This window comes from Mycobacterium sp., from assembly GCF_044370595.1.
GTDB lineage: Bacteria > Actinomycetota > Actinomycetes > Mycobacteriales > Mycobacteriaceae > Mycobacterium.
Genome location: NZ_JBILVF010000017.1, coordinates 1 through 24,247, shown reverse-complemented (window position 1 = coordinate 24,247; position 24,247 = coordinate 1). Strand labels below are relative to the sequence as shown.

24 protein-coding genes are annotated in these 24,247 nt (G+C 67.1%); 10 read left to right on the top strand and 14 right to left on the bottom strand.

What is annotated here, in order from left to right; translation table 11 throughout:
* The first annotated feature begins 95 nt into the window (after window positions 1–95).
* Both ADBZ5N_RS04355 and ADBZ5N_RS04350 read left to right on the top strand, forming a co-directional pair.
* On the top strand, window positions 96–449 hold the full coding sequence (locus ADBZ5N_RS04355) for an oxidoreductase (RefSeq protein ID WP_526256265.1): 354 nt from the start codon (window positions 96–98) through the stop codon (window positions 447–449).
* A 7-nt stretch (window positions 450–456) separates the two neighbouring features.
* Complete coding sequence (locus ADBZ5N_RS04350) at window positions 457–2,205, top strand: SDR family oxidoreductase (RefSeq protein ID WP_526256264.1); 1,749 nt, start codon at window positions 457–459, stop codon at window positions 2,203–2,205.
* Window positions 2,206–2,301: 96 nt separating this feature from the next.
* Here ADBZ5N_RS04350 and ADBZ5N_RS04345 read toward each other — a convergent pair whose 3' ends face one another.
* Both ADBZ5N_RS04345 and ADBZ5N_RS04340 read right to left on the bottom strand, forming a co-directional pair.
* Complete coding sequence (locus ADBZ5N_RS04345; protein ID WP_526256263.1) at window positions 2,302–3,867, bottom strand: nitrilase-related carbon-nitrogen hydrolase; 1,566 nt, start codon at window positions 3,865–3,867, stop codon at window positions 2,302–2,304.
* A 65-nt stretch (window positions 3,868–3,932) separates the two neighbouring features.
* Complete coding sequence (locus tag ADBZ5N_RS04340) at window positions 3,933–5,471, bottom strand: leucyl aminopeptidase (protein ID WP_526256262.1); 1,539 nt, start codon at window positions 5,469–5,471, stop codon at window positions 3,933–3,935.
* Window positions 5,472–5,582: 111 nt separating this feature from the next.
* Between ADBZ5N_RS04340 and ADBZ5N_RS04335 the strand changes: the two genes are divergently transcribed.
* Window positions 5,583–6,689 carry a branched-chain amino acid aminotransferase gene (locus tag ADBZ5N_RS04335; protein WP_526256261.1) on the top strand — a complete coding sequence of 369 codons (1,107 nt, stop codon included), beginning with the start codon at window positions 5,583–5,585 and terminating at the stop codon, window positions 6,687–6,689.
* Between the two features lie 8 nt (window positions 6,690–6,697).
* On the opposite strand, the gene ADBZ5N_RS04330 is transcribed toward ADBZ5N_RS04335, so the two are convergent.
* From ADBZ5N_RS04330 to ADBZ5N_RS04305, 6 genes are read right to left on the bottom strand one after another with little or no spacing between them, the layout of a single operon-like run.
* A complete protein-coding gene (locus ADBZ5N_RS04330; protein WP_526256260.1) occupies window positions 6,698–7,993 on the bottom strand; it encodes a sensor domain-containing diguanylate cyclase in 1,296 nt (431 codons plus the stop codon).
* The gene (locus ADBZ5N_RS04325) at window positions 7,986–8,423 is read right to left on the bottom strand and encodes a pyridoxamine 5'-phosphate oxidase family protein (RefSeq protein WP_526256259.1); all 438 of its coding nucleotides are present in this window, start codon (window positions 8,421–8,423) and stop codon (window positions 7,986–7,988) included. Before ADBZ5N_RS04325 ends, ADBZ5N_RS04330 begins: the two co-directional genes overlap by 8 nt.
* A 9-nt stretch (window positions 8,424–8,432) precedes the next feature.
* Window positions 8,433–9,179, bottom strand: coding sequence for an adenosylcobinamide-GDP ribazoletransferase (locus ADBZ5N_RS04320; protein ID WP_526256258.1), 747 nt, complete (start codon window positions 9,177–9,179; stop codon window positions 8,433–8,435).
* A complete protein-coding gene (gene cobT, locus ADBZ5N_RS04315) occupies window positions 9,176–10,219 on the bottom strand; it encodes a nicotinate-nucleotide--dimethylbenzimidazole phosphoribosyltransferase (RefSeq protein WP_526256257.1) in 1,044 nt (347 codons plus the stop codon). The genes ADBZ5N_RS04320 and cobT overlap by 4 nt, the downstream gene beginning before the upstream one ends.
* Complete coding sequence (locus ADBZ5N_RS04310) at window positions 10,219–10,773, bottom strand: bifunctional adenosylcobinamide kinase/adenosylcobinamide-phosphate guanylyltransferase (protein WP_526256256.1); 555 nt, start codon at window positions 10,771–10,773, stop codon at window positions 10,219–10,221. Before ADBZ5N_RS04310 ends, cobT begins: the two co-directional genes overlap by 1 nt.
* 7 nt (window positions 10,774–10,780) lie before the next feature.
* Window positions 10,781–11,470 (bottom strand): DUF3043 domain-containing protein, encoded by a 690-nt coding sequence (locus tag ADBZ5N_RS04305; RefSeq protein WP_526256255.1) that lies wholly within the window; start codon window positions 11,468–11,470, stop codon window positions 10,781–10,783.
* 141 nt (window positions 11,471–11,611) lie between these two features.
* On the opposite strand from ADBZ5N_RS04305, the gene ADBZ5N_RS04300 reads away from it, so the two are divergent.
* Window positions 11,612–12,727 carry a glycerate kinase gene (locus ADBZ5N_RS04300; protein ID WP_526256254.1) on the top strand — a complete coding sequence of 372 codons (1,116 nt, stop codon included), beginning with the start codon at window positions 11,612–11,614 and terminating at the stop codon, window positions 12,725–12,727.
* 74 nt (window positions 12,728–12,801) lie between these two features.
* Window positions 12,802–13,182 carry a HesB/IscA family protein gene (locus ADBZ5N_RS04295; RefSeq protein ID WP_526256253.1) on the top strand — a complete coding sequence of 127 codons (381 nt, stop codon included), beginning with the start codon at window positions 12,802–12,804 and terminating at the stop codon, window positions 13,180–13,182.
* A 21-nt stretch (window positions 13,183–13,203) separates the two neighbouring features.
* On the opposite strand, the gene ADBZ5N_RS04290 is transcribed toward ADBZ5N_RS04295, so the two are convergent.
* Complete coding sequence (locus tag ADBZ5N_RS04290; protein ID WP_526256252.1) at window positions 13,204–13,851, bottom strand: Rv0361 family membrane protein; 648 nt, start codon at window positions 13,849–13,851, stop codon at window positions 13,204–13,206.
* Window positions 13,852–13,982: 131 nt separating this feature from the next.
* On the opposite strand from ADBZ5N_RS04290, the gene ADBZ5N_RS04285 reads away from it, so the two are divergent.
* Window positions 13,983–14,972, top strand: coding sequence for a carbohydrate kinase family protein (locus ADBZ5N_RS04285; protein ID WP_526256251.1), 990 nt, complete (start codon window positions 13,983–13,985; stop codon window positions 14,970–14,972).
* A gap of 4 nt (window positions 14,973–14,976) precedes the next feature.
* On the opposite strand, the gene asnB is transcribed toward ADBZ5N_RS04285, so the two are convergent.
* Complete coding sequence (asnB, locus tag ADBZ5N_RS04280) at window positions 14,977–16,908, bottom strand: asparagine synthase (glutamine-hydrolyzing) (RefSeq protein ID WP_526256250.1); 1,932 nt, start codon at window positions 16,906–16,908, stop codon at window positions 14,977–14,979.
* A gap of 200 nt (window positions 16,909–17,108) precedes the next feature.
* Between asnB and ctaC the strand changes: the two genes are divergently transcribed.
* The 4 genes from ctaC (at window position 17,109) to ADBZ5N_RS04260 (ending at window position 20,267) form a co-directional block, all read left to right on the top strand.
* Complete coding sequence (ctaC, locus tag ADBZ5N_RS04275) at window positions 17,109–18,200, top strand: aa3-type cytochrome oxidase subunit II (protein WP_526256249.1); 1,092 nt, start codon at window positions 17,109–17,111, stop codon at window positions 18,198–18,200.
* Window positions 18,201–18,211: 11 nt separating this feature from the next.
* Window positions 18,212–18,631: an aa3-type cytochrome oxidase subunit IV gene (ctaF, locus tag ADBZ5N_RS04270; protein WP_526256248.1), complete on the top strand. Its 420-nt coding sequence runs from the start codon at window positions 18,212–18,214 to the stop codon at window positions 18,629–18,631.
* Between the two features lie 158 nt (window positions 18,632–18,789).
* Window positions 18,790–19,653 carry an MmpS family transport accessory protein gene (locus tag ADBZ5N_RS04265; protein ID WP_526256247.1) on the top strand — a complete coding sequence of 288 codons (864 nt, stop codon included), beginning with the start codon at window positions 18,790–18,792 and terminating at the stop codon, window positions 19,651–19,653.
* The gene (locus tag ADBZ5N_RS04260) at window positions 19,653–20,267 is read left to right on the top strand and encodes a DUF2561 family protein (RefSeq protein WP_526256246.1); all 615 of its coding nucleotides are present in this window, start codon (window positions 19,653–19,655) and stop codon (window positions 20,265–20,267) included. Before ADBZ5N_RS04265 ends, ADBZ5N_RS04260 begins: the two co-directional genes overlap by 1 nt.
* 66 nt (window positions 20,268–20,333) lie before the next feature.
* On the opposite strand, the gene qcrB is transcribed toward ADBZ5N_RS04260, so the two are convergent.
* The 4 genes from qcrB to ADBZ5N_RS04240 form a co-directional block, all read right to left on the bottom strand.
* Window positions 20,334–22,007 (bottom strand): cytochrome bc1 complex cytochrome b subunit, encoded by a 1,674-nt coding sequence (gene qcrB, locus ADBZ5N_RS04255; protein WP_526256245.1) that lies wholly within the window; start codon window positions 22,005–22,007, stop codon window positions 20,334–20,336.
* Window positions 22,004–23,170, bottom strand: a complete 1,167-nt coding sequence (qcrA, locus tag ADBZ5N_RS04250) for a cytochrome bc1 complex Rieske iron-sulfur subunit (protein ID WP_526256244.1) — start codon at window positions 23,168–23,170, stop codon at window positions 22,004–22,006. Before qcrA ends, qcrB begins: the two co-directional genes overlap by 4 nt.
* Complete coding sequence (gene qcrC / locus ADBZ5N_RS04245) at window positions 23,167–23,973, bottom strand: cytochrome bc1 complex diheme cytochrome c subunit (RefSeq protein WP_526256243.1); 807 nt, start codon at window positions 23,971–23,973, stop codon at window positions 23,167–23,169. Before qcrC ends, qcrA begins: the two co-directional genes overlap by 4 nt.
* 32 nt (window positions 23,974–24,005) lie before the next feature.
* A partial coding sequence (locus ADBZ5N_RS04240; RefSeq protein WP_526256242.1) for a cytochrome c oxidase subunit 3 occupies window positions 24,006–24,247 on the bottom strand: 242 nt, incomplete at its 5' end.

The following is a 24,247-nucleotide window of genomic DNA, read 5'->3' as shown; positions in this document are numbered from 1 at the left end:
GAGCGCCATCGGCGCGTAAGCGGCAAGGTCGATTCTTCTGGCACCATCGATGTAGATCACTGAATAGGCGAGCGGTCGGAGAGGAGATTGCGGCGTTGGGCCTGTTCGACAGGATCCGTAAGAGGCGGCGCAGCGACCGCCCAGCGTCTGGTGCCGCGCCCGACCTGCGATACCTGCGCCAGTGGGCGTCCACGCGGTCAGGTGTGGAGGCCTACGTCGAGCCGCAGACCCCCGTCACCCCGATGACCGTCGTTCTGGTGGCCGGCGACGGGGAATGGACCCGCCGACCTGCGGGTGGAGCTGCGGGCGCCCGGCGCGTCGGACAGAAGCTGGGTATCCCGGTCTACGACGTGCACAAGGTGGGCTATCCGCAGCGGATGCGTGACTTCGATGCCCGCCGGCGGATTGCCCGTCGCCGTGAGCTTCGAGCCGAACTCGACGGGCAATAATTCTCGGATGCCGACGCGCTACGTCTGTTCCCCCGACGGAACCCGCATCGCGGTCTACGAAGAGGGCAACCCCGCTGGGCCGACTGTCGTGCTGGTGCACGGATGGCCGGACTCGCACGTGCTGTGGGACGGCGTGGTGCCCCTGCTGGGGCAGGGCTACCGAATCGTCCGCTACGACGCCCGGGGGGCCGGCGATTCCGAGGTGCCCAAGGACGTGGCGGCCTACCGGGTGGCCACGTTGGCCGACGATTTCGATGCGGTCGTCACTGCCGTCAGCCCCGGCAGGAAGGTCCATGTCGTCGCCCACGACTGGGGTGCGGCGACGATGTGGGAGTACGTCACCCGGCAGAAGGCCGTGGACCGTGTCGCGTCCTACACGTCGATCTCGGGGCCCGACCCGGGACATCTGAGCCGGTTCATCCGGGAGGGATTGGCCCGGCCGTACCGGCCGCGCCGCTTTGCCCGGGCGGTGGCCCAGACGGCGCATTTCAGCTACATGATTGGATTCTCGATTCCGGTTCTGGCGCCGGCGGCGATGCGGTCTTTCCTGGCGCGCTGGATCAGCCGCCACCTGATCACCCCCGGCATCCCGCCCGAGCAGCGCCATCAGGGCAGCACCTTCGTCGCCGACGCCACCAACGGTCTGAAGATCTACCGGGCCAATTTCCTACGCGCCCTGCGCACCGCGCCGCGGGACCGTTACGTCGCGGTGCCGGTGCAGGTGCTGGTCAACACCAAGGACACATTCGTCCGGCCACACGTTTACGACGACACCCCCCGCTGGGTGTCGCAGCTGTGGCGCCGTGACGTCAACGCCGGACACTGGTCACCGATGTCGCATCCGCAAATGGTGGCCACCGCCGTCGATGAATTGGTGCGTCATCTCGATGGTGCGCCGCCGAGCAGAGCACTGCTACGCGCCCAGGTGGGGCGGCCGCGAAAGGCGTTCGGTGACATGCTGGTTGCGATCACGGGTGCCGGCAGCGGCATCGGCCGGGCCACGGCACTGGCCTTCGCGGCCGAGGGCGCCGAGGTCGTCGTCAGCGATATCGACCCCGTCGCAGCCGAACACACCGCTGCCCAGATCCGCGACGGCGGCGGGGTGGCCTACAGCCACTCGGTCGACGTCGCCGACGCCGACGCCGTCGAACGATTGGCCGAGCAGGTGTGTGCCGAGCACGGAGTGCCCGACATCGTGGTCAACAACGCGGGAATCGGGGTGGCCGGAGCCTTTCTGGACACCCCGGCCGAGCAGTTCGACCGGGTGCTCGACGTCAACCTGGGTGGTGTGGTCAACGGTTGCCGGGCGTTCGCCGGCCGCCTGGTGGAACGCGGGACCGGCGGGCACATCGTCAACGTCGCCTCAATGGCGGCCTACGCGCCGCTGAGTTCGCTGAACGCCTATTGCACCTCCAAGGCCGCGGTCTACATGTTCTCCGACTGTCTGCGTGCCGAACTCGCCGCCGCCGGGGTGGGTCTGACCACGATCTGCCCGGGGCTGATCAACACCAACATCGTCTCGACCACCGGTTTCCACGCACCCGACGGCCGGGCGGTGGAAACCCGGCGCGCTCAGTTGGAGCGGATGTTCGCGATACGCCGCTATGGACCGGAGAAGGTCGCCACAGCCATCCTTGCGGCGGTACGCGACAACAAGGCCGTACGCCCGGTGGCCCCGGAGGCCTATCTGCTTTATGGCACCTCCCGGGTGTTGCCGCAGGCGCTGCGCAGCACCGCGCGCGGCAGGGTGGTCTAGCGGCCGACGCGGTGTTGAACGCGGCAAAAGACCGGCGCCCCCGGACGCGACAGCCCGCTTCTGACGCTGTTCACCTGAATTGGCCTCGGCAGCCGGTTAGTCGGCGGCGGGCGCGGCGGTCGGCTCGCTCGCTGCGGTGCGCCTCTCGGCCCGCCTGAGCCGCCAGGACACCTCAATCGCCCCGACCAGCAGCAGCGCTGCGATGTAGGTAAGCCACTGGAACGGCACACCGCCGAACCGGGTGAACGGCGCCCCGCGCGGGCCCAGCGGAACGTCGGCCACCAGCAGGGCCTGGCCGCCGCGCTCGCTGTGCACCGCGGTGCTGCCCAGCACCCGGCCGTTGGGTGCGACGATCACCGAGTCCCACGCCACGTCGGCCTTGACCATCGCGACGCGATTCTCGATGGCGCGGAATGCCGTTGACGCCGAGCGCAGGTCGGCGACAGAGGCGAAGTCGATGCTGGGCGCCAGGATCATCTGAGCGCCGTTGCGCGCGGTCTTGCGGGCCGGGCCGTCGGGGAAGTCGATGTCGAAGCAGATGATCATGCCCAGCACACCCTGCGGGGTCTCGATCGTCGGGTATTCCGTTCCCGGCGTGAACTTCTCGCCCTCGACGATCACCCGCTTGGTCTTGAGGTAGACGACCTTCACCTCGCCCTGCGGGCTCCACAGCAGGCCGGTGTTGGGGGCAGCGCCGTCGGTGGCGTCCGGTGTGAAGCCCATCGCAAGGTATACCCCGGTCTCGCGGACCAGGGCGGGGATCCAGTCCGTGCGGGTGGACCGGGGGTCGTAGTCGAGCGTCTCCTCGGGCCAGACCACGACTTTGGCGCCCTGCGCGGCGGCATCGCGGGTCATCGTGCTCAGTTGGGCGATCTGATCAGCGATGCGCTGATCCTCGGTACGGCCGGGGCCGATGTTGCCGGCGGAGATCAGTGTGCCCGGTGTGGCGTTGTCCAGGCCGGGCTGCACCGCGGCGACGCGCACCTCGGGGCCCATCCGGTTGGTCACGTCGCGGTAGATCAGCAGGCTGACGGTGGTCCAGATCGCCACGGCGGCAACAGGGATCGCGACCGACCAGGTCAGCACCCGGCGGGGGACCGGTACGCCGGCGGGACGGACCCGGTCGATGAGCGCGATAACCACCAGCGCGACGGCGGCGTTGGCGACGTGGATCAGCAGACTCAGCGCGGGTGTGCCGGTGATGCTGATCGGCTGGGCCAGTTCGGGCATCGGCGCCAGCCGGTAGCCGATCCACATGTAGGTGCCGAAGATCTCGTTGTTCTGGACCAACAGGTCGATGGCCACCCAGATCAACGGCAGTTGCACGACGAACCAGCGGTAGTTGCTCCGCTCGGCGAAGGGCCGCAGGAACATCCCGATGAGCCCGCCCACGAGCGCCGCGCCCACGCCGATGCCGATGATCGGCCCGATCGACAACACCGATCGGGCGTTGAGGAACAGCGCGAAGTAATAGGCGCCGAACGCGATCGCCACCGCCAGCGCGCTCCAGCGCCGGGGCAGCAGCCGATACTGGGCGACGTACATCGGCACGAACGCCACGAAGGCCAGCCACCACAGGTTGCCGAACGTCGGCCAGATCACGACGAGCAGAGCCGCGGAGAGCAGGGCAAGGAACACGCCCCCGACGGTTCGTCCAGTCATGGGCGAAAGCTACATCACCAGGCGGAAGCTACATCACCGGTTCGGGCTCGGCGAAGCCCGGCCGCTCACCCGTTTTTCGCGATGTCCTCGCACGCCGCGAACAGCGTCCGTACCGGTACGCCGGTCCCACCCTTGGGGGTGTACCCCCACGGCGCGGTGGTGTTGTAGGCCGGTCCCGCGATGTCGATATGGGCCCACTGAACGCCCTCGGCGACGAACTCGCGCAGGAATACCCCGGCGACCAGCATTCCGGCGAAGCGCTGCGAACTGATGTTGGCCAGATCGGCGACCGTCGACTTCAGGTCGTCCTTGAGTTCATCGGGAAGTGGCATGGGCCAGCCGTTTTCGCCTTCGGCCTGGGACAGTTCCGCCACCCGGTCGCGGAACTCGTCGCTTCCCATCACGCCGGGGATGCGGGCGCCGAGGGCGACGGTCTGAGCCCCGGTCAGAGTGGACGTCTCGATGAGGTAGTCGGGGGAGTCCTCGCAGGCCCGCACGATCGCGTCGGCCAGGATCAGCCGGCCCTCGGCATCGGTGTTGAGCACTTCAACGGTGACGCCGCCGTACTGGGTGAGCACATCGCCGGGTCGCTGCGCGGTGGCTGAGGGCATGTTCTCAGCCATCGGGACGGTGGCGATGACGTTGATGGGCAGTTTCCGGTCGGCGATGAGCACCATGGTGGCGATCACCGCGGCCGCTCCGGCCATATCCGAGGTCATGTGATGCATCTGCGCGGCCGGTTTGATGGAGATCCCGCCGGTGTCGAAGGTGATGCCTTTGCCGATCAGCGCCACAACCGGGACTTTCCCGGAGGACTTCCTGGCCTTGTCCCCGCGGTACGTCAGCCGCACCAGCCGCGGCGGGTTGGCCGAGCCCTTACCGACTCCGATGATGCCGCCGTACCCCTGCTTGGCCAGGGCTTTCTCATCGAGAACCTCCACCGCCAGCCCGGCGCCGGTTCCGAGAATCTTTGCCCGCCTTGCGAATTCGTCGGGATGGAGGTGGCTGGGCGGGGTGTTGACCAGATCGCGAGCGGTGGCGACCGCTGTGGCGATCGCAACGGCGCGGGCGGCCTGGCTCTTGGCGCCGGTCGCAGTACTCAATGCAGTGATCGCCGACAGGGCAGGCTCTTTGGGGGCGGTTTTCTCGCTGCGGAACTCGTGCATCTGATACGCCCCGAGGATCAGACCCTCCACCGCTGCGGTCAGGTTCAGTTCGGAGAGCAAGGTGATGATCGATCCCACCCCGCTCAGTGCCCGTGCCGCCGAGCCGGAGGCTCGACGGATCACCTCGGCAGGCCATTCGTCGCGGGGTGCGCCGAGTCCGACCGCCAACACGCTGCCCACCGGCAGCGACGGGATGTGCAGCCGGGTGAGTTGTTCGGGACCGGCCTTGGCGCCCAGCGCCCGCAGTGCCGCCTCGATTTCGCCGACCGCCTCGGCGTCGAGGAACGGACCAACGACGACCTTCGGGGCGGCATCGTCGCCGGGGCCGCTGACAACGGGAACGAGCAGGACTGCAGGACCGCCTGCCCGCTTCGGGACGGACGTGGCGACGGTGACGCTCGGGGCGATGTAGCCGGGCTGGGTGCTCACCAGCAACACCCTAATCGGGGCCGGTTCAGAGGGTCGGCTCCAGTCGCGGTCAGACCCGGGTTCGGGGCCAAGCTATTCGTCGACGTCAAGACCGGCCAACGCCGGTTATAGAATCCCGCTATGTCTCAGGCCTCCCTCGAGTTCAGGGTGCAACGCAGCGCCCACCCGGCGAGCGAGGCCACGCGGACCGAGGTTCTCGCCGAGCCCGGATTCGGCCGGTACTACAGCGATCACATGGTGTCGGTGCTCTACGACCGCGGCCGTGGATGGCACGACGCGCAGGTGGTGCCCTACGGACCCATCGAACTCGACCCGTCGGCCATCGTCCTGCACTACGCCCAGGAAGTGTTCGAGGGGCTCAAGGCCTACCGGTGGGCCGACGGGTCGATCGTGTCATTCCGCCCCGACGCCAACGCGGCACGGTTGCGGGCGTCGGCGCGCCGGCTGGCCATCCCCGAACTGCCTGACGAGTTGTTCATCGAGTCTCTGCGGCAACTGATCGCGGTCGACCACGAGTGGGTTCCGGCCGCCGGCGGTGAGCAGTCGCTGTACCTGCGGCCCTTCATTATCGCCACCGAACCGGGCCTGGGTGTGCGGCCGTCGGCGGAGTACCGGTACCTGGTGATCGCTTCCCCGGCCGGCGCGTATTTCACCGGCGGAATCAAGCCGGTCAGTGTCTGGCTGTCCACCGAATACGTCCGGGCAAGTCCCGGCGGCACCGGCGCGGCCAAATTCGGTGGCAACTACGCGGCTTCACTGCTCGCCCAGGCCGAGGCCGCCGAACACGGCTGCGATCAGGTGGTGTGGCTGGACGCGATCGAGCGTCGCTACATCGAGGAAATGGGCGGTATGAACCTGTTCTTCGTGTTCGGTAGCGGCGGCTCAGCCCGGCTGGTGACCCCGGAATTGAGCGGCTCGCTACTGCCGGGCATCACCCGTGACTCGTTGCTGCAGTTGGCCGGTGACGCGGGATTCGGCGTGGAGGAACGCAAGATCGACGTCGAGGAGTGGCGCAAGGGTGTGGCTGCCGGCGAGATCACCGAAGTGTTCGCCTGTGGCACTGCGGCAGTCATCACACCGGTGGCCAAGGTCAAGTACGGCGAGGGAGAGTTCATCGTTGGCGACGGTGAGCCCGGTGAGGTCACGATGGCGCTGCGCGACACCCTGACCGGGATTCAACGGGGCACCTTCGCAGACACGCACGATTGGATGACCCGGCTCCGCTGACTCCAGACTTAGCCTTCCGCAACGGTATTGCGGCCCGAGCGTTTGGCGGCATAGAGCGCCGCGTCGGCGCGGGCCAGCCAGGACGTCAGATCGTCGTCCTCGTGCAGCTCGGCCGCGCCGATGCTGACGCTGACCGTGAACAGGTTGTCGAACGGAACCTCGGCGATTTGCTGGCGTAGTTTCTCGGCGGCCGCCACCGCATCGCGCAGATCGCAGTAGCGGAGCAGGACAACGAATTCCTCACCCCCCCAACGCCCGACGACATCTGTTGTGCGGACGTTGTCCCGCAGCCGACTGGCCACCTCGACGAGTACGCGGTCGCCGGTTTGGTGCCCATGCGTGTCGTTGATCGACTTGAAGAGGTCCACGTCGATCATCAACAGCGTCAGTGCCTGACCGTGGCGTTGGGCCCGGGTGAGATCGGCGGAGAGCAACTCGCCGGTGTGTCGACGGTTCCACAGCCCGGTGAGTGGATCGGTGACGGCCAGACGGGTCAGATCCGCCTCGAATCGCTTGCGCTCACTGATGTCGCGCGTCACGCCGAGAATCTCGACGACCTGGCCATCGGCGTCGACATGCGGAATGACCTGCAATTCGCCAACCATGATCGAGCCATCCCTGCGGTAGTACTCCAGTTCGCCGCGGAAGGCTGGTGGCTCGCTACCTTCGGCGATGGCGGCGAACAACTCGGCGAAGTATGCGCCGACCTGGGCGGCCGACTCCGGCGGGTGAATCACCTCGAGGCTCTGGCGCATGGCCTCTTCAGGGGTGAAGCCGCGGACCCGTTCGACGGCGGGGCTGACGTAGGTGATGGACCCGTCAAGGCCCATCGTCCACACCACGTCCCAGGCGTTGTGGGCCAGCAGTCGGTGACGCTTCTCTGAGTTACGCAGATCCCGTTCCACCGCATGCAATTCCGTTACGTCCTGCATGGCTCCCTCGACGACCCGGGAACCGTCTGGGCGTTCGCGGCACTCGACGCGGCCCCGGCTGTACACCGGTGTTCCGGCATGGTGGCGCCACTTGAGGTCGATCAACATGGCGGTACCGGGCGTCATCGAGAGCATCTCATCCAACGTGCGCCTGGACTCGGGGGCGACATGGGCAAACAGCGTTGCTGCGCCGGCCGGGCTGTCGGTCACCCGGATACCGACCAGTTGGGTTCGCATGCCGCCGTTGATGAACTCGAACGCCACGTCCGGATGAATCCGAAGGACGAAAAACACCAAACCACTGTCGTCGGCCACCCGCTGGAACCACTCGGGGCCGGGTACGACGCCGGTGGGCGGATCGTGTTCAGTCACCGCGGACCTCCTCGAACCGGCCGGTCTTGTCGCCCAGTTTAATCCGATACACCGATCCAAGCTTGGGCCCGGACGGATCAGGGGTCGGTTGATGCGGCGGGGACTTCAGCAGCGGCATGATGCGCTCGACGAGCAGAGCCATACCGGTGTCCCAGTCTCGTCCCTCGCACTCCTGAAAGCTGCCCCAGGCGATCACGCTGCGCCAATTCGACAAATCATCCACGCGCTCCACCTCGACGCAGACATCGGGATGTGCCCGCATGGCACGCAGCTTGGCACCGTCCATCCCGTGGCCCCAGATGTAGGTCCCGTCGTAGACGTAGCTCACCGGAACCACGTACACCCGGCCGTCGCTGATGCAGCCGATCCGCGCGATCACCTCTGTGCGGAGCACCTCTTCGATCTGTTCAGCGGTCAATTCGCCGAGCATGTTTCACCCCTAACTGCGGATCACCAGGCCCATGAGGGTCAGCGTGGTGGTTGCCTCGATGGCCGCACCCATGACATCGCCGGTGATTCCGCCGAACCGGCGAACGCAGTGGGTGATCAACAGTGCGGCGGCCAGCAGTGAGACCAGTACCGTCACGGGGCCCTGCCACAGTCGCGGGGTGGCAAGTGCGGCGCCGCCCGCCACCACAATCGCCCAGCCCGTCACCGCCAGCATGGACTGGCTGCCGGCCACCCCGGCGCCCAGGGTGCTGCCGGCGGCGGCGGGGATGCCCCGGCGGGCGGCCAGCACCGCGGCGACCCGGCCGGCTGTCACGGCGGTCACTGCGGCGACAGCGCCGGTCACTCCCGTCGGTAGCGCCGCGAACGCCGCCGCCTGAGCCAGTAACGCCACGACGACCGCGGCAACACCGAAGGGGCCGGTGGACCCGTCGCGCATCACCTGCAGAGCGCGGTCCGGCGGCCCATAGCAGCCGAGTCCGTCGGCGGTATCGGCAAGACCGTCGATGTGCAGGCCGCGGGTGAGCACCAGTAGGGTACCCACCGCCACCAACCCGGCAAGCAAGCTCTGGTCACCGAACGCCCACCTGCCGACCCACAGTGCCGCCGCAGCAGCCATCCCCAGTGCCAGCCCCACCACAGGCAGCACGGTCAGGGTGCGGCGACCGGGGCCGCTGTCGTGGCGCCCCATCGGGAGTACCGTGCCGAACGCGAAAGCACTTGCCACGCTCGGTATCACGGGGCGCTGATCCCGTCCGGGCCGGACACTCCCGCGTCGGTGAAGGTGGCCATCGACGACAACGTCGCCACCGCTGCACGCAGCACGGGCAGCGCCATCGTCGCACCGGTGCCCTCGCCCAATCGCAGGCCCAAGTCGATGATCGGATCCAGATCCAGGTGGGCCAATGCCAGGCTGTGGGCAGGCTCGGGGGAGCGGTGTCCTGCCTGCCACCACAACCGCGCACCGGGCGCGAGTTGCTCGGCGAGCAGGGCGGCCGCGGTGATCACCAGGCCGTCGAGCAGTAGCGGAGTCCGCCGGACCGCGGCTTGGGCGCAGAACCCGGCCATTGCGGCCAGATCGGCGCCACCGCACGCGGCAAGCAACCCGACCGGATCGGCATGTACGCCCCGCGACCGGTACAACGCATCGCGGACTGCGGCGGTCTTGCGGGACCAGGCCGCGTCGTCGATGCCGGTGCCGCGTCCGACCACGGCGACCGGTTCGGTGCCGGTGACGGCGGCGACCAGAACCGTCGCGGCGGTGGTGTTGCCGATACCCATATCGCCGGCGATGAGCAGGTCGGCCCCGGCGTCGACCTCCTCGTCGGCGATCCGCCGGCCCATCTCGACCGCGGCGGTCGCCTCATCGGTGCTCAGCGCGCTCTCGACGGCGATGTTGCCGCTGGAGCGACACACCCGGTACGGCGCGGGGGAGTCCCGGTCCACCGCGATGTCGATCACGCGGACACCTGCACCGGCAAGCTCGGCCAGCACGTTGATCGCCGCACCGCCGGAGTCGATGTTGTCCACCATCTGTGCTGTGACTTCGGCTGGATAAGCCGACACACCGTGGCGGGCCACTCCGTGATCCCCGGCGAACACCACGATCCGGGCTCGCTCGAATTGTGTTGGGGGACAATTGCCTTGGCACGACGACACCCACACCGACAGATCCTCCAGTCGGCCCAGTGCCCCACGGGGCTTGGTCAGGCTGTCCTGCCGTCGGCGGGCGGCGGCCGCGACTCGGCCGTCGGGGGGGACGACCTCCCCGAACTTCATCAGATCCCCGCCGTCATCGAGTCACCGACGCACCGCTTGATCCACAGTGGCTGTCCGGCGACCACCAGAACGACCTGCTGGCACCGGTCGGCCAACCGCTGGTTGAGCGCACCCAACTCATCGGCGAAACGTCGCCCCGATTCGGTGGCCGGGATCACTGTCAGCCCCACCTCCGGGCTGACCAGGACCAGATCGGCGGCGGTCTCGCCGATTGCGGCGAGCAGGTCGTCGACCTCAGCGTCGATGGGCGCACCGGTCCAGCCGCGCCGGTCCAGCACAGCGGTGAGCCACCCCCCGAGGTCGTCGACGATGGTCGGAGTGTCCGGATCTGAACGCAGGCTGCCGGCGACGTCGACGCTTTCGACGGTGCTCCAGGTCGGGGGGCGGCGGTCACGATGGTCGGCGACCCGGCGTACCCAGGCGTCGTCGTTGTCCGGCACGGCACCGGTGGCGACATAGCGCACGCACGGCGCGGAAATCTCTGACTGGGCGATGAACGATTCGGCCCAAAGCGACTTGCCCGAGCGGATTCCGCCAAGGACCAAGGTGCGCACGGGTCTCTCAGACCACCTTGGCGCCGCGCTCGACCCGAGGCCGCGGAATCCGTGAGCGGCGCAGTTGAGTTGCCCTTGATACGGCGTACAGGCCCAGCTTTCCGCGGCTTTCGGTGTTATCCGGGAACTTGGCGGCCACCGCCCGATTCACCTTGCGCACCAACAGGTAGCCGTCGATGAACATGATCAGCACCAGCAGCAGGGTGAACGGCGGCGAGTAGTAGGCGAGCTTCGGCGTGGCGAGCATCAGGAAAATCAGGATCAACGACAGCGGCAGGAACAGGCCGAGCAGGTTGCGGCGGGCGTCGACGATGTCGCGTACGTAGCCTCGGACCGGACCTTTGTCCCGCGGCAGCAGGTAGGCCTCCTCGCCGGACATCATCCGCTCACGCTGTTTCGTCATCGCCGAACGGCGGGCGACTTTCTCGGCCCGACGCTCCTCCTTGGTCATCGCGCTTCGCGCTTCTTTACGCCGCTGCCGTGCCTCGGCGGCGGTCATCGGTGCCGGCGCCACCGGACCCCGCTTCTTGATCTTCTCGTTGCGTTTGGGGGTGGGGCGGCCCTTGGGGGCCGTGGTGCGGGCGGGGGTGCTGTCCAGGCTGGCCGCATCCGGTGCGAGATCGGCGTCCGGCCCGGACCCGGAGTCCTGCGCCCCGGCGTCGTCGGCGTCGTCGTTGCGGCGGCCCAGCAGTTTCACGCTGTCAGGTTACTGCGCCGTCACTGCCGGGCACATCATGGAGGCCCTGAACGGGCCTGAAGCGGGACCCGGTAGCGGACTCAGTACACGACCCAGTACAGGACCCAGTACACGACCCAGCACAGGACGTAGCCTGCTGAGATGACTCCCGGCCTACGGGTACTCATCGCCCCGGACTGCTTCGGTGACAGCCTGACCGCCGTCGACGCGGCCCAGGCGATCGCCGACGGGTGGCGGCGGTCCCGGCCTTCCGACACCCTGGTGCTGCTTGCGCTGTCGGACGGCGGCCCCGGCTTTCTCGAGGTGCTCACCGCCCGGCACCCCCGGTGGCAGGTGCGTCGGGTGCGGGTCAGCGGACCGCTGTCCGATGAGGTCGACGCCCGGTGGGTGTTGGATCCGGTGAACGCCACCGCCTACATCGAGAGTGCACAGGCGTGCGGGCTGAGCCTGCTGGGCGGCCCGCCCACCGTCCAGAGCGCCATCGATGCCCACAGCGCGGGGGTCGGCCAGATCTTCGGCGACGCGCTGAATGCCGGTGCGCACCGCCTGGTGGTGGGTCTGGGTGGCACCGCCTGCACCGACGGTGGGCGGGGGGCGATCGAAGCCCTCGGCGGGACCGAGGCCGCCCGTCGCAGGCTGACCGGGGTTGACCTGATCGTCGCCACCGATGTCTCACACCCGCTGCTCGGCCCATCCGGAGCGGCTGCGGTGTTCGGCCCGCAGAAGGGTGCGGACGCCGCCACGGTGGCACTTCTGGAGTCGAGGCTGGCCGACTGGGCGTCGCAACTGCAGGCGGTCACCGGTGTGGAGGTGGCCGGGCTGCCCGGGGCGGGCGCTGCCGGGGGATTGGGCGCTGCACTGCTGGCCCTGGGTGGGCGCCGGGAGTCAGGGGCGACCCTGATCGCCGAGCACACCGGCGCGACCGCCGAGATCGCGCGCTCTGATCTGCTTGTCTCCGGAGAGGGCCGCCTGGACGGTCAGTCGCTGCACGGCAAAGTCGTCGGGTCGCTGGCCGCCGCGGCCGCCGGCCACCGGGTGCCGGTGTTGGTGTTGGCCGGCCAGGTCGACTTGAGTGAAGCCGAACTGCTGGCGGCCGGCATTACCGGGGCTTTCGCAGTGGCGGAATATGCCGGTTCGGTTCAGCGCGCCCTGGCCGACGCCGCAGCGCAGCTTCGCGGGCTCGCGGCGCGCACCGCAGCAGAGCTGACGGTTCGAGGAGTCGAGAGAAGTCGAGAGAGTCGAGAGAAGAAGGAATAGCCGGCGCACCAGGTACCGTTGAACCCAACGGGGTCACCGCAATCGACCCCAACCCGTTCCGCTGAGGAGACGTAATGACTGACCAGTCGGCCACTTCGACCGGCCTCGGGACCGATCCGGGCACCACCACCCACGGTGCGACCCTGACCGATGCCGCTGCCACCAAGGCCAAGACCCTGCTCGATCAGGAGGGCCGGGACGATTTGGCGCTCCGCATCGCGGTGCAACCCGGCGGATGCGCCGGTCTGCGGTACAACCTGTTCTTCGACGATCGTGCTCTCGACGGCGACCTCACCGCCGATTTCGGCGGCGTGACCCTGACCGTCGACCGGATGAGTGCCCCCTACGTGCAGGGCGCCACGATCGACTTCGTCGACACCATCGAAAAGCAGGGCTTCACCATTGACAACCCGAACGCCACCGGGTCATGCGCCTGCGGCGACTCGTTCAACTGATCGTTCAGTACTGATTCGATCTCAGTACTGGGCTGCGGTGCGCAGCAGGTAGGAACACACCAGAAGTTGGTTGTCCTGCCGCAGGATCTGAGCGACGCCCTGCTCCTCGTCACGACCCCTGCGCGACGAGGAGGCCGGCGCGACTTTCATGGTGAACAGCACCTGGGCTTGGTAGGACGAGGACAGCACGATCTTGTCGATCGAGGTGACGTCCGCCCGCGCGAACTGCTTGCGAAATGCGTCACTGGCCAGTCGGGCCAGCGCCATGTCCGACCTGCGGTCTTTGATCCCGTCGTACATGCCGCACAGCGTGTTGCGGGCGATAGTCTCGGTGTCGCCGTCGGACAATGCGGTCAGATAGTTCTGGATAGCCGTCTTGGCGTTGGATTCGCCGAAAGCCGTCGAGCCGCTGCCGGGCCGGTTCAACCCGGCGAACAGTGCGGTGGCGATCAACACCCCGACCAAGCCCAGCCCCAGCAGAGTCCACAATAACGCCCGGTTGCGTCTCGGCGGCTGGGGGTAGGCGACCGGGGGCGGTAGCGGTCCCGGGTAGGCCGCTGGGTAGGGGTAGGGCTCCGGGTAGATCGGCGGCGGACCGGGTGGGAGGGGCGAACCGGGGAACGGTTGACCCTCTGCGCCGGCGTGCGGCGGCGGATACGGGCCAGCCATCGATCGTTCTCCTCGCAAGTGTCGTCGGTCCGGCATGGGCCCAGTACCGCAGGGGCCATATAGTCGGCGTTCGATACGCAGGCTAGCGCACCGCTGCACCTGCTCCACGGAATGAAGGGCGGACACCTGTCGTGACGATCGCGGTAACCGGATCCATTGCCACCGACCACCTGATGCGCTTCCCGGGTCGCTTCTCCGAGCAGTTGCTGGCCGAGCACCTGCAGAAGGTCTCGCTGAGCTTTCTGGTCGACGACCTGGTGGTCCATCGCGGCGGGGTGGCGGGCAACATGGCTTACGCCATCGGTGTGCTTGGTGGGGACGCAACGCTGGTCGGGGCGGCCGGAGTCGACTTCACCGACTACCGGGAGTGGCTGGAGTCCGCCGGGGTCAACTGCGCGAACGTGCTGATCTCCGATACCCAGCACACCGCCCGGTTCGTCTGCACCACCGATGAGGACATGGCACAGATCGCGTCGTTCTACCCCGGCGCGATGTCGCAGGCCCGCAACATCAAACTGGCCGAGGTGGTGGCCGCGGTCGGCCAACCCGAGCTGGTGATCGTCGGTGCCAACGACCCGGAGGCCATGTTCGCCCACACTGACGAGTGCCGGGCCCTGGGTCTGGCGTTCGCCGCCGACCCCTCTCAGCAACTCGCCCGGTTGTCCGGGGAGGAGATCCGTCGCCTTGTCGGCGGCGCCACCTATCTGTTCAGCAACGACTATGAGTGGGATCTGATGCTGTCCAAGACCGGTTGGACCGACGCCGACGTGCTCGGCCAGGTGGGTTTGCGGATCACCACCCTGGGAGCCAAGGGCGTCGACATCGTCGGCGCCGACGGCACGAAGATCCACGTCGGGGTGGTGCCGGAGACTGCGCAGGTCGATCCCACTGGGGTAGGCGACGCTTTCCGGGCTGGGTTCCTAACCGGACGCGGTGCCGGCCTGGATCTGGAACGCTCCGCCCAACTCGGATCCCTGGTCGCGGTGCTGGTTCTGGAGACCACCGGTACGCAGAACTGGACCTGGGACCCTGCGGTCGCCCGCACCCGTCTGGCGGAGGGCTTCGGCGCCCAGGCGGCCGACGAGATCGCCGCGGCGCTGGCGGCAGCCAGTCGCAGTTAGTCGGCTACAACTGCACCGGATACTGCGGTTCGCTGATCTGCGGGACGATGCTGCCCTCGACGAAGATCGCGTACCACAGCAGGAAGATCAGCACGGTCCACAGTCGGCGACTATGGTCGCCGTCGCCGGTACGGTGCTCGTCGAGCATGGTCTGCACCGCGGCGAGGTCGACCAGATGGCCGGCCTGCGAGGCGGCGATCATGCCGTAGGCCCAGTCCATCAGTTCACCGGACCGTAGCCAGTGCCGGATGGGCACCGGGAAGCCGAGTTTGGCCCGGTTGAGCACGTGCGCCGGCACGATCGGTTCCAGGGCGCGGCGCAGGGCGTACTTGGTGGTGGTGCGGGTGATCTTCTGGTCGTAGGGCAGCCGGGAGGCAACCGCGAAGACCTCGGGGTCCAGGAAAGGAACCCGCAATTCCAAGGAGTTGGCCATCGTCATCTTGTCGGCTTTGACCAGGATGTCGCCGCGCAGCCAGGTGAACAGGTCGATGTGCTGCATCCGTGCCACGGGGTCCCAGTTCAGCGATTCGGCGTAGATCGCCGCCGTGACGTCGGTGTGGGTCCAGTTCGGGGTGAAGCCGGGCAGCACCGCGCGCAGTTGGTCGTCGGAGAAACTGCGGGCGTTGCCGTAGTAGCGGTCCTCGAGAGTCAACGATCCGCGGTGCAGCAGACTCTTACCGCGCATGCCCTCCGGAAGCGGTTTGGAGGCCTTGCCCAGCGATTTGCGCACGCCGCGGGGGAGATAGTCGAACGCCCTGAGTGACAGGGGTTCCCGGTAGATCGTGTAGCCGCCGAACAACTCGTCGGCACCTTCTCCGGACAGCACCACCTTGACGTGCTTGCGCGCCTCGCGGGCGATGAAGAACAGCGGTACCAGCGCCGGGTCGGCCACCGGCTCGTCGAGGTACCAGACGATTTCGGGCAGTGCGGCGACGAACTCCGACTGGCTGACCACCTTGGCGACGTGACGGGCCCCGATGGCATCCGCAGATGCGACTGCCACGTCGACCTCGGAGAAACCCTCCCGCTCGAACCCGGTGGTGAAGGTGATCAGCCGGGGGTTGTGCCGGATGGCCAGCGCCGCGATAGCGGTCGAGTCGATGCCACCGGACAAAAAGGCGCCGACGGTGACGTCGGCCCGCATGTGCTTGGCAACCGAGTCCTCCAGGACCGCGGTGATCTGGTCATAGCGGGCTTGCTCGTCGCCGGGGCGAAACGGCACGGCGGCGAACCGCGGGTGAAAATACCGGGTGGTCTTGGGGGCCTGGCCGGGGCGGATCACCGCGTAGCAGCCCGATTCCAGGCGGCGCACGCCGCGGTGCAGGGTCTCCGGCTCGGGCACGTACTGCAGCACGGTGTAGTGCTGCAGGGCGCGGACGTCGATGGCGGTGTCCAGGCCCAGGAGGCCGGCGAGGTCGAGCAGGCATTTCTTCTCGCTGCCCACCGCGGTGCCGCCCGGGCCGGTCGCCATGAACAGCGGTTTGATGCCGAACGGGTCCCGGGCGCAGAACAACTCTCGTCGGGTGGTGTCCCAGAGCGCGAAGGCGAACATGCCGCGCAGCCTGCTCAGCGCCTCGGTACCCCAGTAGTGGTAGGCGGCGACTATCGCCTCGCCGTCGCCGTCGGTGGCGAACTCTGCACCGAATTCCGACCGTAGAACCTCGCGTAACTCGAGGTAGTTGTAGATCTCCCCGTTGAACACCAACACATAGCGACCCGGCTCGCCGGGCGGGCCCCAGCGCAGCGGCTGGTGGGAATGGGCGATGTCGATGATCGAGAGCCGGTTGAAACCCAGCACAACTTGATCGTCGGCCCATGTCCCAGGCTCATCCGGGCCGCGGTGGCGCATCAGATGCGAGGCGCCCGCCACGGCATCGACCGTTGCTTCAGAGATGGCGCCGGCGGCGTGTCCTACCAGGGCAAGCAGTCCGCACACCCGGCCAAGTATGCCCGACCGCCAGCAGGCTGCCGAAGCTACACCCGATGTCCACCCGGTCGAATCGCCAGGTGTGTCCGCTTGCTGTCCGTTGGTGGTCTACGCTGCGTAGTATTCGAGTGGCGATGTGCCCTCGTGCCACCTCCTCTGGTGGGTGGTCGAGGCTGCATCGGTCCGGCTTGTGACACAGGAGGCGCCAAGTGACACCACGCGGACTAGGCGATGCCACCACCAGCTTCGGCGACCGTTCCAACCGGCGGCGGGCGGTGGCGCTGAGCGCAACGTTTGCCGTTTTGGCGATCACGCTCAGCGGGTGTAGCTGGCAGGACGCGCTGGCGTTGGGGTGGCCTAGAGGTGTCACTCCCGAGGCCGAGGCCATGCACAAACTGTGGGTCGGTTCGGTGATAGCCGCGCTCGTGGTCGGTGTGATCGTGTGGGCCCTGATGTTCTGGTGCGCGGCGTTCTTCCGCAAGAAGCGCGGCGACGAGGAATTGCCGCGCCAGTTCGGCTACAACATGCCGCTGGAGTTGGCGCTGACGGTGGTCCCCTTCGTCATCATCTCCGTGCTGTTCTACTTCACTGTCGTCACTCAAGAGAAAGTCCTCAACAGGGAGCCGAACCCGGAGGTGGTCGTCGACGTCACCGCCTTCCAGTGGAACTGGAAGTTCGGATACCAGAAGGTCGCCTACGCCGACGGGTCGTTCAACTACGAGGGTGCCGATCCGGCCCGCAAGGCCGCTGTGATGTCCAAGCCGGAGGGTAAGGGCCCTGACGGTGAGGAGAAGGTCGGCGCGGTCCGCGGAATGAACCCGGAAGACCGCTCGTACCTGAACTTCAACAAGATCGAGACTGTCGGTAACAGCGACGAGATACCGGTTCTGGTGCTGCCGGTTGGTAAGCGGATCGAGTTCCAGCAGGCTTCTGCGGACGTGATCCACTCGTTCTGGATCCCCGAATTCCTCTTCAAGCGCGACGTGTTCCCTGAGCCGGAAGCCAACCACTCGGAGAACAAGTGGCAGGTTTCCCAGATCAACCAGACCGGTGCGTTCGTCGGCCGGTGCGCTGAAATGTGCGGCACCTACCACGCGATGATGAATTTCGAGGTGCGTGTCGTGCCAGCCAACGACTTCAAGACCTACCTTCAGGCCCGTGCCGATGGCATGACCAACGCCGAGGCGCTCAAGGCGATCAACCAGGCCCCGCTGGCAACCAGCACCAAGCCGTTCGACACCCGCCGGGGCGAACGGGTGATGCCGAAGCCCGAGATGGCTGCCGCGCAGGGCACGAAGTAGGGGAGTCTGATATGCGTATCGAAGCCAGGCTTTTTGAGATCCTGACCGGCTTCTTCCTACTCGCCGCCATCGTCTACGGCGCTCTGACCGCGGTATTCGAGCCCGGCGGGCTGGAATGGGCCGGCACCACTGCGTTGGTCCTCACCGCAGGTCTGACCCTCATCATTGGCACGTTCTTCCGGTTCGTGGCCCGACGCCTCGACACCAGACCGGAAGACTACGAGTACGCCGATATCGCCGACGGCGCCGGTGAACTCGGGTTCTTCTCCCCGCACAGCTGGTGGCCGATCCTGATCGCGCTGGCGTTCTCGACGGCCGCCATCGGTGCAGCTCTGTGGCTGCCGTGGCTGATCGTAACCGGCGTAGTCTTCGTGCTGGCGGCGGTCTGCGGTCTGGTCTTCGAGTACCACACCGGGCCCGAGAAGCACTGACCTCCAAGGTCACGATTCGCCCGCGTCGGCGGCATCACCCGGTGTCCTGAACGGCCCGCGGGTGCTCGGTTGGGTAGTGTTTTGGCCTGGAGTGAGGCTGACCGCCGGCGGCGAGGGCCACTTCCCGGGCAGGCAGTCAGAAGAGGAATAGTCGAAGGATGAGCGGACCCAATCCGCCGGAACCTGAGCTCGGCGGCCAGCCGTCGCAACACTCGGGCGGGGACCGGGAGGAGCTGACCGACACCGGGTTCTCTCGTGCCTATTCGGCTCCGGAATCCGAGCAGTACACCATCGCGCCGTACGTTCCGGCGGAACTTGAAATCTATGACTACGACGCCTACGAGCAGCGTGAGGGGGTCGACGACCTCGCTCCGCCGAAATGGCCGTGGGTGGTCGGTGTCACCGCGATCATCGCCGCAATTGCGCTGGTGGTGTCGGTGTCGCTGCTGGTGACGAACAACGGTGACACCGAGACCCTGGCCACTCCCGGAACCACCGCCGTGCCCACACCGCCGGTTCAGGATCAAATCACCACCACCACGCCGCCCCCGCCCCCGCCCCCGCCCCCGTCGGCTGAACCGCCACCGCCACCGCCTCCGCCACCGCCGGCGATCGAGACGGTAACCGTGACCCCGGAGCCGCCGCCTCCGCCGCCTCCGCCGCCTCCGCCTCCGCCGCCGAGTCCCGAGCCGGCGCCGGTGACCACCAGCGCAGCCCCGCCTCCGCCGCAACCGCCGACGACGCCGGCTGGACCGCGGCAGGTGACCTATAGCGTCACCGGCACCAAGGCGCCCGGCGACATCATCACGGTGACGTATGTCGATGCATCCGGACGGCGCCGCACCCAACGCAACGTCTACATTCCGTGGTCACTCACGGTGACGCCGATTTCACAGTCCGATGTCGGCTCGGTGCAGGCCTCCAGTCTGTTCCTGGTCAGCCGGTTGAACTGCTCCATCACAACCAGCGACGGGACGGTGCTGTCATCGAACCAGAACAACGCCGCGCAGACGAGTTGCTGATGGTAACCGAGGGCCGCTCGCCTGAGACCGTCGACCGCGTGATGGTCGGCGTCTGTGGGGCGATCTGGCTGGTGTTACTGGCAGCAAGCGTCTTCGCAACGGTCGCGATGGTCCGACTCGGCAGCGGGCAAACCGGCGGTGTGCAACGGCAGTCCTCGTGGCTGCTCTACAGCATCATCGTGGTTTCGGCTCTGGTCATCATCGGTGCGATCCCGCTGCTGCTCCGGGCCCGGCGGGCGGCAGTGACTGTCGCCGGCCCGGATGACTCCCCGGCGGACCCGGCCATGCGGGCGCCCGCCACCGACGCCGCGGCGGGAAGGATGCGCGTCTTTGGCGTGGACCCCTACGCCCGCCGGGTGCCTGAGGCCCGGGCCGTCGGAGTGACGCAGGCCGTGGTGGAGCGGTTGTGGCTGCGTGGGACGGTTTCGCTGCTGGGCGCGATGGGCGTGGCGTTGACCGGCGTTGCTATCGGCGCCAATTTCCTGGCCGGTCGCAACGATGCCGGGGCTTGGGTCGCGTTCGGGCTGGCCGGGGCGATTACCGTGGCGATGCCCGCGGTGATGGTCTTTTTCCAGCGCCAATTAAGGGAAGCGGTGGAAGGGCCGGCGGAGTAATCCGCGAACGTACAAAGAAAGGGCCCCAGCCGGTGGCTGGGGCCCTTTCTCATTCGGTGGACAAGTCTATCCGTGGGAGCCGTTAACGCTTCCGTTCCCGTTTCCGCTGGGCAGACTTGCGTGTCCATTGGACCCGTAGTCCTGGTATTCCTTGAGCGCCGTCAGAGCCCGCTGCTCGGAGGCGTGTGCCGCCTCGTTCAGCGCGGCATCCTCAGGGGCTGGGTCGGCAGTCAAGAAGCTGCCATGACCAGGCCTACCGCCGGAGCCCAACTTATTCATCCGCTTGGGCAGCGGTGCACCCTGGTATTCCAACGGAATCGGGTGACCGTGCTCGTCGACCGGACCGAGCGGCTGGTGCAGTTCGATGTAGGCACCGTGCGGCAGCCGCTTGATGATGCCCGTCTCGATACCGTGCTCGAGCACCTCACGGTCGCTGCGCTGCAGGGCGACCGCCCACCGGTAGGCCACGAAGAATGCCAGCGGCGGCAGCACCAGCATGCCGATACGTCCCATCCACGTCGTCGCGTTCAGCGAAATGTGGAAGTTGTAGGCGATGATGTCGTTGGAGGCGCTCGCGGTGAGCACCAGGTAGAACGCAATCACCATCGCCCCGATGCCGGTACGGACCGGCACATCCCGCGGACGCTGCAGCAGGTTGTGGTGGGCGTCGTCGCCGGTGAACTTCTTCTCCAGGAACGGGTAGATGAACATCAGCAGGAACACCACGCCCATGATCACCGCAACCCACACAGCGGCCGGGATCGTGTAGTTGCCGATGTAAATCTCCCACGGCGGGAACAGCCGGATCAGGCCGTCAGTCCACAGCATGTAGAAGTCCGGCTGTGATCCGGCCGACACCTGGGAGGGCTTGTAGGGACCGAGCTGCCAAATCGGGTTGATCTGCAGCAAGCCGCCCATCAGGCCGAGAATGCCGACGATCATCGCGAAGAAGGCGCCGGACTTCACGGCGAACACCGGCATGACCCGGACACCGACGACGTTGGTCTCAGTGCGACCGGGGCCGGGGAACTGGGTGTGCTTCTGGAACCACACCAGCGCCAGGTGCATGCCGATGAGGGCGAGCATGATGCCCGGGAAGATCAGGATGTGCACCGCGTAGAGCCGCGGCATGATGATGTTCCCGGGGAAGTCACCGCCGAAGATCGCCCAGTGCATCCAGGTGCCGACCAGGGGCAGGCCCAGGGTGATCGAGGACAGCGCAGCGCGGATGCCGGTTCCCGAGAGCAGGTCGTCGGGCAGCGAGTAGCCGAAGAAGCCTTCGAACATCGCCAGGATCAGCAGCAGAGCTCCGATGATCCAGTTGACCTCGCGGGGCCGCCGGAAGGCGCCGGTGAAGAAAACCCGGGCCATGTGCACCATGATCGACGCGGCGAACAGCAGCGCCGCCCAGTGGTGAACTTGCCGGACAAACAGCCCGCCTCGGACCTCGAAGCTGATTTCCAGCGCCGTCTCGTAGGCCCGTGACATCTGGATACCGCGCAGCGGTTGGTAGACGCCGTCGTAGGTGACCTCGGCCATGGACGGGTCGAAGAACAAGGTCAGGTACACACCCGTGAGTAACAGCACGATGAAGCTGTAGAGGGCCACCTCGCCAAGCAAGAATGACCAGTGGGTGGGGAATACCTTGTTGAGTTGGCGTCGCAACGCCGCGGACGGGTGGTACCGCGAATCGGCGTTGTCGGCGGCCTTGTTGACACGGTCAGCGAGTGTCGTGCTCATGATCTGCGCTCCCAGAATGCCGGTCCGACTGGTTCTATGAAGTCACCGTTGGCGACGAGGTAACCGTCCTTGTCGATAGTAATAGGAAGTTGCGCCAGTGCGCGCGCTGCCGGCCCGAAGATCGGCCGTGCGAAGTGCAGCGCATCGAACTGCGACTGGTGGCACGGGCACAGGATGCGGTAGGTCTGCTGCTCGTAGAGCGAAGACGGGCAACCCAGGTGCGAGCACACCTTCGTGTAGGCGAAAAGCTCACCGAAGTTGAAGCTCTCCTGACCTTGGCGTTTGACCACCCGGGGCATGTCGACCGGCTTGATCCGGATCAGCATGACCGGGTTGCGTACGCCCATGCCGATATGGGTCAGGCGTTCGTGGGACTCCACCGTGGTGCCGTCACCGTCTTCTTCGCGCCACGGGAAGACCGTCTCCATGCCGCCGGCGTCGATGTCCTCCGGCCGGATCTTGGTGAACGGCGACTCACCCGGACGGCCGGTGGCTCGACCGAGGTAGATCGTCTCGCCCCTGTAGCGAGGCGTCCAGTCCGAAGTCCACAGCACGGCTTTGAGTCCATCGGCGGTGGGAACCACAGGCTTCCACGGATTTTTGATCAGGCCGCCCAGACCTGCGACCAGCGTGCCCACCCCGAATGCGCCGACGCTGATGCCCAGCGAGGTCAGGATCAGCTTGCGACGCTTGATCGTCGAGCCATCGAGAGCATTGATGAGCGTGGCCGCTGTGGCCTTGCGCTCAACTTCGGAGGACGGCCCGTCGTGGCGGTCCTGGATTGAGATCTCCTCCGGGATGAAGCGCTTCTGATACAGAACCGCCCCGATCCCGATGGCCAGGATGGACAACCCGAACGTCAGCCCGTAGAGCGGCGTGGTCAGGGTGTACCAGAAGTTGCCCTCCGCGCCGTATGGCTTGTACTCCCAGGGCCAGAACAGGAAGACCAGCAGCAGGGCGAGGCCGAACAAGCCGCCGATCAGCAGCCAGGCAGCGACCAGTCGCTCAGAGCGCTTCTCGGCCCGGGTGCCCGGGACCGGCCAGCGTTCCTCTTTGAACACCGTCTCGACTCCGTCGAGTCGGGCGCCGAGGGCCGTCAGTTCTTCATTGGTCATGCGCGAGAGATCCTCGCCCTGCGGGTGTCCCGAATCGTTCGTGCTCATGCCCGTGCCCCGATCCACAGCGCCACCGCTACCGCGGCGACCATTCCGACGACGAAGATCGCCATGCCCTCCGGCACGGGGCCGAAGCCGCCGAGGCCGTAGCCACCCGGGTTGGGGGTGTCGGCAGCCGACCGGACGTAGGCGATGATGTCCCTCTTCTCCTCCGGCGAGAGTTGGCGGTCGGAGAACTTCGGCATGTTCTGCGGGCCGGTCAGCATCGCGGTGTAGATCTGGGCCGGCGTGGCCGGATCCAGGGCGGGAGCGTACTTGCCCGACGACAGGGCGCCGCCGCGGCCGGTGAAGTTGTGGCAGGACGCGCAGTTCAGCCGGTACAGGTCACCGCCGCGGGCGATGTCGCTGCCCAGCAGCGACTCGTTGGCGATCTGACCGTTGGCGTCGCGGGGGACCAGGGGGCCGCCGCCGACGCTCTGAACGTAGGCGCCCAGCGCGTCGACCTGTGCCTCGTCGAAGTTCGGCGGTTTGCGCATCGCCTGTGCCTCGTTGCGCATCATCGGCATCCGGCCGCTGGAGACCTGGAAGTAGACCGCAGCCTCGCCGACTCCGACCAGGCTCGGCCCGCGGGCCTCCACGCCCTGCAGGTTGGCTCCGTGGCAGGTGATGCACGCGGTCGCGTAGAGCTCTTGGCCAGTGCGCAGCAGCGCCGACTTCGACTCATCGGCGACGGCGACTTGCGGTTTGGGCGTCAGCGTTGCCGCCAGCACCCCGGCCAGAGCCAGGCCGAAGAGCAGCAGGACTGCGCCGGTAAGTCGCCGGCGGAACCGGCGGCGGGACTTGTCGCTCATCGAACCCCTTCTCATCGACGGATGATCGCTCATCAACGGATGAAGTAGATAGTGGCGAACAGGGCGATCCAGACGATGTCGACGAAGTGCCAGTAGTAGGACACGACGATCGCTGCGGTTGCCTGGGCGGGGGTGAACTTGCTCATCTTGGTGCGCACGAGCAGCAGGACGAATGCGACCAGGCCACCGATGACGTGCAGGCCGTGGAAGCCGGTTGTCAGGTAGAAGACGCTGCCGTAGGCGCTGCTGGAGATCGTGGTGCCCGTTTCCACCA